Annotated in this window: 1 protein-coding gene; it reads right to left on the bottom strand. The window is 57.0% G+C overall.

Annotated features, from left to right (window positions below):
• The coding region (locus M3212_RS21810) for a ribonuclease E/G (RefSeq protein ID WP_251195995.1) at nt 1–391 on the bottom strand (391 nt) is incomplete at both ends.

Raw genomic sequence — 391 nt, 5'->3', positions numbered from 1 at the left:
GATTTGAGCTCGACTTTACGCTCCAGCGCGCGCTGAATTTCGTTCTCAACGTCAAAGAGATCGAATATCGGCTGACGGCCGCTGTAGTGTTCCAGCTTGCTGGTCATTTCCGGGATATATTCGGCGGTGAATTCGAGCAACGCCTCATAGGTCAGGCGCGAGTCGGCGCGAATGCGATCCAGTTGCGCATCGGCAAAATCACGCAGCACGCGCTGGGCCAGAGCCAGCTCGCCATACAGCTGATAGCGGGTCTGGTTGCGCTTTTTGCGCTCCATCACCTTGGTCCATACGCGCTTAAGATAAGCGGCATCGGCGGCCATCTCCTGCTCGTGAACGCCTTCCGCAGCGGTGCGAATGATAAACCCGCCCTGCTCATCGCAATATTCTGCGA

The organism is Halalkalibacter oceani (genome assembly GCF_023715705.1).
Classification (GTDB): Bacteria; Bacillota; Bacilli; order Bacillales; family Bacillaceae_D; genus Halalkalibacter; species Halalkalibacter oceani_A.
The sequence above is the reverse complement of the archived record's forward strand: the minus strand, read 5'-3'. Positions and strand labels throughout refer to the sequence as shown.